The 11141-nt window shown below is 37.7% G+C and carries 7 protein-coding genes; 1 reads left to right on the forward strand and 6 read right to left on the reverse strand.

Translation table 11 applies throughout. The annotated features are described in order from the left end of the window. Positions 1-678: hypothetical protein (locus C9E89_RS23390; RefSeq protein WP_213069655.1), on the forward strand; the 678-nt coding region annotated here is incomplete at its 5' end. A gap of 99 nt (positions 679-777) precedes the next feature. Here the strand turns inward: C9E89_RS23390 and C9E89_RS20470 are convergent. Genes C9E89_RS20470 through C9E89_RS20495 form a run of 6 tightly spaced genes read right to left on the reverse strand, consistent with a single transcriptional unit; the run spans position 778 to position 10800 of the window. Continuing rightward, entirely contained in the window at positions 778-3981 is a 3204-nt protein-coding gene (locus C9E89_RS20470; protein ID WP_107010029.1) for a type III restriction-modification system endonuclease, read from the reverse strand. Positions 3982-3994: 13 nt separating this feature from the next. Continuing rightward, positions 3995-5956, reverse strand: coding sequence for a site-specific DNA-methyltransferase (locus tag C9E89_RS20475; RefSeq protein ID WP_107010030.1), 1962 nt, complete (start codon positions 5954-5956; stop codon positions 3995-3997). Positions 5957-6012: 56 nt separating this feature from the next. Continuing rightward, positions 6013-6621, reverse strand: coding sequence for a hypothetical protein (locus tag C9E89_RS20480; RefSeq protein ID WP_228199087.1), 609 nt, complete (start codon positions 6619-6621; stop codon positions 6013-6015). Beyond that, complete coding sequence (locus C9E89_RS20485; RefSeq protein WP_107010032.1) at positions 6602-6802, reverse strand: hypothetical protein; 201 nt, start codon at positions 6800-6802, stop codon at positions 6602-6604. The genes C9E89_RS20480 and C9E89_RS20485 overlap by 20 nt, the downstream gene beginning before the upstream one ends. A 30-nt stretch (positions 6803-6832) precedes the next feature. Then, on the reverse strand, positions 6833-7522 hold the full coding sequence (locus tag C9E89_RS20490; RefSeq protein WP_107010033.1) for a DUF4391 domain-containing protein: 690 nt from the start codon (positions 7520-7522) through the stop codon (positions 6833-6835). 2 nt (positions 7523-7524) lie between these two features. Continuing rightward, positions 7525-10800, reverse strand: a complete 3276-nt coding sequence (locus tag C9E89_RS20495; RefSeq protein WP_107010034.1) for a helicase-related protein — start codon at positions 10798-10800, stop codon at positions 7525-7527. Positions 10801-11141: the final 341 nt, after the last annotated feature.

The raw sequence follows: 11141 nt of genomic DNA on the forward strand, positions 1-11141 counted from the left end.
TATAAAGATAAGATCCGAGATATTAATGTTCTTCGAGCTAATAAAGGATTAAAACCTGTCAGAAAAGCAAATACAGCTGGCAGTATTTATGCTCGTTGGTATCTTGTTTATCAGGATCTTTTAATCATCATTGAGTGCCAAGTGGCTTTAAATAAAAAAGGCCCAGGTCTACCAGCTGGTATGCGTGACCTATTGTTGTACCATCTAGCAAACGCTTTAAGTTGGTTTACTATTTCAGATGCACTAGAAAATGAAGTCGCTGAGTGTGCAAGAAAATTTACTCCAAGCTTGTCACATCAAGAAGCTCTTTCTTATTGTTCAAGTGTAATCAACCGAGCCAAAAAGACCCAAATTGAAGGTAAAGAACATCGTTATCGCTACAGACGAGAAACGATTTATCGTGAGTTAGAGGATCTTATTCCTGAAGAAGTCTTACCACGCTTAAGGGCTATTATTCCAAATGAATTGGCAAGAGAAAGGAAGTTGGAAAGAACCTTGGAATCAAGACGAGAAAAAGGGATAGCTGAACGGGCCATCTATCGTGAAAGTCTTCAGACCAATAAATCTAAAGCGATTGAATTAAAAGCCCAAGGTTTAAAATATAAGGAAATTGCATTAGAACTAAATCTATCCATTGATACTATTAAAGGGTATTTCAGGAAAGGTGTATTGGTATGATGTCTTGTATAGTGGGGGCAGCCTTTTGTTATGCTTGGTACAGGTCTTCATAAGATGGTGAAACTCATATAAGTTTCACCATCTGTTTACAGTTAATATTTATTTAACTAATTCCATCAGAGTACCAAAACTATCAATCACCGAATAATGAACTACATCCTCCAATGATTGATTTTCTTGATTTAAAGTAGCGAAGAACTTTTTAGCACTGTCAATTTTACGTTTCTCTTTTTCCCTTAGGTCACTGTCTAGCATTGAGCCTTTAGTTTCTGCAACGAAATAGATTTGGCGTACTTTATCCTTATTGAAAGCAATTGCCCAGTCAGGGTTATAGCTACCAAAAGGCGTAGGGATCTGGAAACGATCAGGAAGTTTAGCGTAGACGACCACCTCATCTGCACCATCCAGCTCCTCAACAAATTTACGCTCATTATCAGAGTCGGTGACTACGTAATCCCAGATATGGCGCTCTGCCTTATACGACTGTAATGGAATATTCTCATTACTCACAAAGATTTCATTGTCAGGATAAGTACTATCTAAAGGATTATATTTCAGTCCTTGAATGACCATTTTAGCCTGCTGCTCGTTAATGATACGACTCATTTCACGAATGAAAGCTTCTGGATTCAACTTAAACTGTGCAAATACCGCAGCGTTAATTCCCTGTAAGATACGGGCAACCGTTTTACGAGTGAGATTGGTATCATCGGCAATATTGCCAATTAGGTCATAGGTCACTTGAGACTGAATAGAAATATTCGCAACCTCAGTTTTTGAAGTCACCTTCCCAAACATTTCTTTGGCTTTGACTTGCTCATAGGTGGATTCATCATTCTGCGTTGCTTCAGCAAGTTTATAACTCAGCGTTTCCACAAATTTGTTGTTACGCTCTTTAGCCGTACGTTCAACAGCACTAATGCTTTGCTCAATGAGTTTTTCAGAATCTAAATGAATTTGATAAACGGCTTTACGGTTAATACGAGACCATAAAGCCTGAAACTCTTTACGTTCTAAATTGGCTTGGTTGATCGTATTGGTTAGCTTCTTATTGCCATTATCAGCCATACCCTCCAAAGCTTTAGGATCAAACAGTCCATCAATCAGCTTGTGAATTTGCTCAGTATATGAAACCAAGTTTTCAGGCAATTCAGCCAGCGTACCTTGCTCTTTCGCTTCGTGATATTTTGGCGTTAACTGATCATTGTCATCAATATAATCGTGCTTAGACAGATGCTTATTGATTTGCTTTGCCATCAATTCAGTGACTTCAACACTAGAACCATCTGATAACTTAAAGATTTTCCCTTTAAAGTAATCAGGGGTCGCTTGTGTCGGGCGATTCTGAATCGTATTCAGAATTTCTGATTGTAGATTCGACACAAACTCTTTGTAACTTTCATTGGTCACAACTGTGAGATTATTCAGTTTGTGAATTTCTCCTAATGCCCCTTGGAAATGGTTGGCATCCATACGTTCGCCAAATTTATTCACTGCAAGGCGCATACCACGGCCAACTTCTTGGCGACGGGAAATCACGTTATCTGAATGCTTTAAAGTACAGATCACAAACACGTTCGGGTTATCCCAACCTTCCCGTAAGGCTGAGTGAGAGAAGATAAAACGAACATTCTTTTTTTGTTTATCCAGTTCAGAATCAAGTGGGTCTGGAAAAGCTAAAAGTGATTCTTTGTCTTTAAGAATTAGATCATAAGCATCTATATCATTCGAAACCTGAGCTTCTTCAGCTTTCTTATCAATTGCTGGATTGGTAAGACGTTTTGATTTCTTATCAATTGAGAAATAACCGTGGTGAGTACGGTCTACCTCAATTGCTTTCAGATAGTCAAAATATGGGTCATTTTCTAAGTTTAGATCCAGAACTTCATTGAGTACCTGTTGATACTGTTCTTTGAAAATTTGAACATATTCGCCATCTACAGAATTATTATCCTCATCATATTGACGATATTTTGCCACTTCATCAATGAAGAAAAGACTCAGGACTTTAATACCCTGATTGTATAACTGACGTTCTTTTTGAATATGTGCACGAATAGTTTCACGGATCTGAATGGTTCGCATGATCTTTTCATCAACATGCCCCAATGCTTCACCCACATGAATTTTTGTGCCATTCAAGAAAGTCATAGAGTTATCACGTGCATCAATGTCTGAGACGACATAACGGTCATTGTATTGTTCAGCTTTATTGGAAATATCGTAAAGGTTATCGCCTTTACTAACCTTTCTGACTTCACGTTTAAAACCATTCTTGGTTTCTATCTCAATTTCCAAGCGAGCGACAGGTGCAGATTTAGATACAATGATGTCTTGTAAGTATAAATAACCATGTGTACCTGTTAAGCCTTGTACTTCCACACCTTTTACAGTGATTTTTTTCACAAGTTTTTGGTTATAGGCATCCAAAGCATCCAACCTATACACAAGGTTATAATTTCGCTTATGTGTCGCGGAATATCGCAGAATAAACAATGGGTTGAAGTTAGATAAAGACTCTAGGGTTTTATCCGCGCCCATCTTTTGCGGTTCATCTAAAATCAAAATTGGACGGTTACGACTAATCACATCAATTGGACGACGCGATTGGAATTCATCTAGTTCATCATAAATACGACGGTTATCTTTACCTGTCGCATTAAAGGCTTGAACGTTAATCACCATGACGTTGATCCCACCATTCGAGCTAAAGCTTTCCAAATGGTGTAATGCTTTGGAATCATAGATAAAGAAACGGGCCTTTTTGCCGTATTGCTCTTGAAAGTGATCAGCCATCATATTCAGACTTTTGTAAACGCCCTCACGAATGGCAATGCTTGGTACGACCACAATAAATTTCGACCAACCATACTGCTTATGCAGTTCAAACATGGTACGAATATAACAGTAGGTTTTACCTGTACCTGTTTCCATTTCAATATCAAGGTTTAATGGACTTTTGGTCAGGTTCTTGCCTTTGCCATTATCATCCGTGATGAGTTGAGATGATCTTTGTAATCCACTTGCCGCTTGTACGTCCTGAATGTTTTTCAGTACAGCTTGCAGATCATAAATATGTGCATTCTCAAAACCAACATCTGCAACAACTTTTTTAGCCTTACCACCTTGTAAATCTAAGGTTTCTTCAAGCATATCAACCTGTGCCGTTGCTTTTTTAGCTTTAGCTGCACCTTGGTCAATCATATAACGATGACCTTCAGAACGTGGTTGTCCTTTAAAGCAATCCACAATCGCTTGTACAGAGTCTTTTTGATAACCAAGGGTTTTAAAACGGATTTCCATTATTTAAACCCTCTTAAAGAAACTTGACTTCGGTATCAGGAGAGAGCTGTTTAAAGCGTTCTTTGATATTGGTTTTATCATGGTCCAGATGAATGGCTTTTTCTGCTGATACGAAGCGTAAAGGATGATCTTTGGCAACTTCATCAACAACATCGAAAGTCAAATCATCAAAACATGCGACAAGGCTATTGCCTGCAACGTAAAACACTTCTTTTCCTGCAACAGTTTTACGTTCAATTGGCAAAGAAAGTTCAAGTCCCCAATCAAGCATGACTTGGAACAATAAGTCTTCAGAACTACGATCTGCTTTAATATGGTCAGCTAAATCTAAAATATCAGCTTGTTTTAAAGCATCAGGAGTGTAATAGACATCCTTCATATTGGTTGAGTCGATTTTTAGAACTCGGAAACCAATATCTAAATTTTCGATACCTTCTTTATCTGCATTTTCTCCCAAAATTTTTTTACCTGCGCGTCGGATACGATCTTTTGAAATTTCAGCAATGGTTTTATAACCTGATTTATAAGCTTCGGATTTTTCATCTGTTTGCTCAGGTAACTGCACCATAATGAACTTTCGGTTTCCATGATCTTCAGCATTTAGCTTCAAAATAGCATGAGCCGTTGTTGATGAACCGGCAAAAAAATCTAAAATTATGTCCCCTTTTTCTAACTTCATTAATTCAACTAAATATTTTATATATTCAGTTGGTTTAGCGAAATTAAAATGTAAATCTAATGCCTGAATTTCTTTAGATGAATGTCTATTTTCGAATCCTAAAATTAAATCACTCGGTACTTGTCCACTTTCCTCTCTATCATTTAGCCAAATTTTTGTATAAATATTCCATTTGCTTTGGTTACCGAATTGATCCACGAGAGGGCTATTTTTAGTTTCTTTAAACAGCACATTATCTTTCAAAAGCTCTTCTTGAAATTTTGGTTTAGTCCATCTCCAACGACCATCTCCTGTTCGCATTATTTCATCTTGTATTTCACAAGGTGGAAGAACTTTTGTCCCATCTGGACAATCAATAAAATATTTTTGATTAGGACGTAAATCTTTCAATGATGCTTGATACAGCCCCATAGCTCTGTAATATTGCCCTTTTCTTTCACCTTCAGCAGTTTCAATTTGATTGTAGATTTTTTCTTTTAATTCTGTGCTTAAAGGCACAGAGAAACCATTTTTCATCAATGTTAAATCTTTAGAATATATTAATAAATATTCCACATTGGGACTAAAGAAGGTTCCTGTATTACCTCCTGTTTTAGCTTGCCTAACACATATCGAAATTCTATTTTGGCGTCCAAAAATCTCATCGCTGATTTTAACTAAATTAGATAGTTCATCTGGCCCAATACTTATAAATATTGCACCAATATCCGAAAGTAAATTTCTAGCTAATTTTAAACGGCTATATATCATACTTAACCAATCAGAATGAAAACGCCCATTGCTTTCAGTATTCGCAATTAAGCGATTTCCTTCTTCATCGACTTGATTGGAACGTTCAAAAAATACATTGGTACTTTCAGCAAAATTATCTTCATAAATAAAGTCATTACCCGTGTTGTACGGTGGATCAATGTAGATCATTTTGACCTTGCCCAAGTAATTTTCTTGCAGAAGTTTCAATGCTTCGAGGTTATCACCTTCGATAAACAAGTTTTCTGTCTTATCAAAATTGACGCTTTCATCACGACATGGACGCAAAGTTTTAGCAATCGGGGCATTAGCCGTTAAAATAGCTTCTTTTTTACCCACCCAATCAAGACGATAGCGTTCTTGCTCACCTTCAACCAAAATTTGTGAAAGTTCTTGTTTAAGCAAGTCAAAATCAACAGCTTTTTTCAGTTCACCATTTTCATCTTTGGTTTCGGTAATACAGTTTGGGAATAGTGCTGCAATCTTTTCGATGTTGCTATCGACTAGGTTAGGGCTGTGCATCTTTAGGTGGTCAGAAATGGACATAACTTACTATTCCAAATATTTGAAGGATATAAAAAAAATAAAGGGAGTGAAAATATTTATGTATTTGGATCTTGCATTTTTCTAGGGATAAAAATGCCTTTAATACAATCTGGATTAATAATAGCTATTTGAATATGATTATATTGCTTAAAACCTGCATTGGAATAAAGTTCTTTCCCTTCCCAAAATGCAGCTCGTACAGAATCATACTGTATTCCCATCTCTTTTGCAGTTTCAAGAGCGTATCGAATAACAGCACAATCTAATTCCCGTTTCTTAAAATCTATATCTTGTTCAGTCCAGGGTTTATTTTCTGGTAGCGGCTCATTTTCTAATTCAAGATCGGCAATCATATCTTCATACTGAGCCGCTAAAAAGTCCAAACAATCCTGTTGCAATAGATCGAAACAATTGCCTAAATCTATAGCAGCTCCAATTACAAAAGGCGCTTTTACACTAGTATTTGCTCTCTGGCTTTGACTTTCTGCCCATTTTTGAGCTCTTGCAGGGTTATTTTCCCAAAAATAGACACCATGACCAAGCCAATCATAGTTGTTTTTGCTTGGTCTAATTTCCTCAATACCTGATACAATTTTACGACCAATTTCCTCATCTAATCCATGGAATCCAAAGACAAAAGAAGTCTTATTTGTGTACATATCCATTTACAACCGTTTGAGCATTTCGAGCTTTACTCGCTGCTACTGTTTCCTCAGAAAAAAACTCTGCTTTGTAGCAACCATTAGCATCTAGAATATTCGCACGTTGCAGAAAAGCTCGGCGCTGTTCTGGAGTGCGTTTTTTTGCATTTTCACGGCTACGCTTAATCATTTCTTGCACATTCATGATAAATCTCCTACCAAATGCCTTTTTTTATTATAACATATTATTATTACGCAGCTTATCTAACTGAGCACCAAGCAATCTAATTTGATTATTTAGCTCAACTTTACGATTAAACTGTTTTTCAGTTCTCAACTTGGATTTCAGCTTATCAAGCTGCTTTTGCAAGCTTTCAAGTTGTTGAGCTCTTTGCAATTTAAGTTCAATAGAAACGGATTCATCATCGTCTCCTGAATCTTCGCTTAATGCAATCGGCAATATCTGTGCGATGAAATGTTCATATAGATCAGCCAGTTTTAAGTAAAGCGGCAATTCAATACGATCATGATCTTCTAGCCACTCCGAAGCATAATATTGACCTATCACCGCTTTAGTTTTATTTGCTTGATTCAAACGCTTATAGCTTGCAACAACTTTCACTTTATCTTGATAAACAACTTCAAAAATAATTGGAGTGAGAATGAGTTTATCAATGAAAGATAGAATTGACACATCTAAATCTTTAACCCGACTTTTTACTCGAAAGATTTGAATTTCCTTCAAATCTTCCTGATCTTGGAGGTGAATTGTAGATGAAGCCAACTTGTACGCCCACCGTATATTTTCTACTTGATTAACAAATAGCTGTTCGATCTTGGTATTGGCTTTTCCTTGCTCATAAAACTTATTTTTCGGAATTAACCGATCCACTTTAGCCTGCTGCGGAAACTTGTATAACTTCATGCTTAAGGTTCTTCAATCACAATAAAGCTAATCAGCTCAAAGTCGTTTAATCCAGAAACCACATCTACCAACGCTGATGTAGTCAAGCCTGAAAACAAGCTATCAATATCCTTTTCCGCTTTTACGTCCTGAATGGTATGAATCACAATATCCAACAATTCTGAATACTGGCTCATATCTCGTCCATCATTGGTTTTCTCATTAAACTTTTCATATGCTTCAGGAATCGGATGATCTTTTCCTCGACATGCTTTACGCGCTACATCCAATAAATATTTGGCTTGGGTGTAGTCATAAACGACTTCACCGCCTTGATTAATATAAACTAAGTAATATGGATATAGGCGGTTGCTTTGGCTGTTAGGCGACTCAGGATGACGTGCTCTTAGGGTGAAAATTACTCCTGCATTTAAACCGAGTTCTGGCTGTGCAGGTACAACAGTATGTAGTCCATTCGGTAATCGCTCCAATTCAGGATGTTCTTCCATATAACCAAGCAAATCCATACGGAAGTCATTCAAACCTAAATCAGTAATCGAAACACCTGTGTTGGCATCTTCCAAGTCTAAAACTTCAGTTTGTAGCTTCTGTAATTGTTCACGACGATAGGCAATATCATTAGCTTGGGCACTGAGGACGTTATCATCTCCAGTACTGGTCATGTCGACGATCACCATGCGATTCTCGACCCGTTCACGCAAGTTAATATATTCATCCAGACTAATATCAGGCCAGTAATTAACGAGCTGAATGACGCTGTTTGATGAGCCAATACGATCCACACGACCAAAGCGTTGAATGATGCGTACAGGATTCCAGTGAATATCGAAATTAATTAGATAATCACAGTCCTGTAAGTTTTGACCTTCAGAAATACAGTCCGTCGCAATGAGCACATCAATTTCTCTGGACTCTTCAGGGAATATGTCTGGTTTTTGCTTTGATTGTGGAGAGAATAGAGTGAGCAAGCCCTGCATATCATAACTTTGACGGCTTCCCACTCTGGTCTTGATCGTTGAAGTATTATCACTGCCGATCACTTTGGCACTGTGCAGACCATAGCTTTGCAGCAAAATCGGTGCGATATGCTCATAGATATAATTCGCTGTATCCGCAAATGCAGTAAATATGATGACTTTACGGTTACTGGCATTAATTGGGTTCTGAATTTTCTCAACAACATGCGCTTTAAGATGCTGTAGTTTGGCATCCTTTTCAGCGTTAATTGGCTGAATCATTCGCAGTAAACCGAGAATAATGTGGTAGTCACCGTCTAGATCCGTTTTCCAGCTCAATAGATCCATATCGGCCAAATGAATTTTGAGCTTATTACCGATGAGATCTTCAGTATTGAGTAACTCGCCATTTTCATCTTCATCGTAGCCAAAGTCTGGTGAAATACTAACTTCATCATCCGCTTGACGTGCTTCAAAGTCGGCAATTTTAGCAAGTACATTCTCAATATTTTTCTTTAACACATTCAGCGTCAGCCTAAAAGCGTGAACAGAACTTTCTAAGCGTTTCAGTAAGTTAACGGTCATCAACGCCTGTAAGCTTTTTTCACGGTCTACCTGTCTTAACTTACCTTTGCCTTCTACACGAGTATCAAAAATCTCTTCATATTTTCTTAAGGCACTTGGAAAGATATAACTGACTGGTGCATAAACTGACATCTTGATTAAAGAAAGATCTGCATAAATTTGATTCAGAGAAACACTATCCTGATCGGTTGATAATGCACAACGGAATGAAATTGGCTTGAGTCGTTGAGGGAACTGTCCAATATCTTTGGTGTCATAGAAAGTTTGAATGTGCTTTCTTGAACGAGCAATCGTCACGCTATCTAACAGCTTAAAGAAATCGAAATCTAGAAGGTTAAGAATTGCTTGAGTTGTCCGTTGGGCAGGATCTAGTTTTGCCCAGGCATTAAAGCTGGCCTGTGCTCTACGGAATATGGTTTCGATATCACGTTCAGTATCGAGCTTATTTTCCAATAAAGCTGCATTGCCTTCATAAGCAAGGGCGAGCTGATTCTTGAGGTCAGTAAAGTGATTATTTACTGGTGTAGCAGACAACATCAGTACTTTGGTTTTCACGCCTTGACGAATCACTTGATTCATTAAGCGGTCATAACGTGTTTCACGATCCTTGAACGTGCCACGGTTGCGGAAGTTATGCGATTCATCAATCACAACCAAATCGTAGTTGCCCCAATTGATTTTCGCTAAATCTATACCTAGGGTTTCACCACCTTTACGAGAGAGGTCCGTGTGATACAGCACATCGTAGCTAAAACGGTCTTTAGCAAAAATGTTCGTGACTAGGTTGGCGTTATAATTCGTCCAGTTTGCTCCCAATTTCTTAGGACATAAAACCAGAACGCTCTTATTGCGTAATTCATAGTATTTGATTACGGCCAATGCAGTGAAGGTCTTACCTAACCCCACACTATCCGCCAAGATACAGCCATTATAGGTTTCTAGTTTATTGATGATGCCTACTGCTGCATCTTTTTGGAAATTGAACAGCTTATTCCATACTAAGGTATCTTGATAACCTGTGAGATCATTCGGCATGACATCTGCATTGATATCTTCCAAGAAGTCTTTGAAGATATTGTAAAGCATTAAGAAATAAATACGTTCAGGTGGATTTTCCTGATAGACAGACTCAATGTGTCGAATAATTTCACTGGTGACATCTTCAACTTTTGAGGTGTCATTCCAAATTTGATTGAATAGCTGAATATAGGTTTGCACCATTGGTTGCTCATCAAAGCAGTTCACCATATTGGAAATCGCATTGCCTCTTTCAAAACCTAATCCCATAGGGGTAAACCCTTGAATAGGCATATAGGTTAAAGATTGCTCTGGTTTTTGAATACTTATGAATTCCTGCATAGGTGCATTGCTATTATTTGACTTGAATATGGCTTTTCGTCGTATCCAATCTGCACATTCTTTAGCAATTGCTTTTTGTGATAACTGATTTTTTAAGTGAATTTCAAATTCTGTTCCATACAGGCTGCTTTCACGGTCTTGTTTAGGAATAACAAACTCACGTTTTTCCTTTTTTAGCTTATCTGTGACGTTATCAGCGACAAAGGTTGGAGATGTAAAAACAAATTGCAGCTCTTCGATCTTTTCTAATTCTTTTTTTAAAGCAGCATAGGCATAGATTGAAAAGTATGAAGCGGCAATCTTTAATCTGGATTTGCTACTGAGATTTTCCCCTATATCTGAACCTAAAGTATTGTTGAGGTTATCAATGAGTTTCATAAGAGATTAGGGGTGAAATATAAAAAGATGAGAAATTATAACAGTATAACAACCCTATACATGCCTCAAATCCAAAGTAAAGTTAGCCCATTTAAAAAGTGTATAGGTGTGATGCCTTGTATAGTGGCGTTAGCCAGCCGTTCCTTTTGCCTGGTACACATGCTTAACCTGGGCCATAGGTTCTCTTCAGATCCTCAGTGATCTTCATTTGAATGAAACCTAAGTTACTACGCCAAAGATTAAAACTATACGCGTACAGCCTTCAGATCCGCAGTAAAGCATTCAATCTAAAAAAGTGTATAGGTGTGATGCCTTGTATAGTGGCGTTAGCCAGCCGTTCC

The sequence above is a fragment of the Acinetobacter sichuanensis genome (assembly GCF_003024515.2).
In the GTDB taxonomy this organism is placed as follows: domain Bacteria; phylum Pseudomonadota; class Gammaproteobacteria; order Pseudomonadales; family Moraxellaceae; genus Acinetobacter; species Acinetobacter sichuanensis.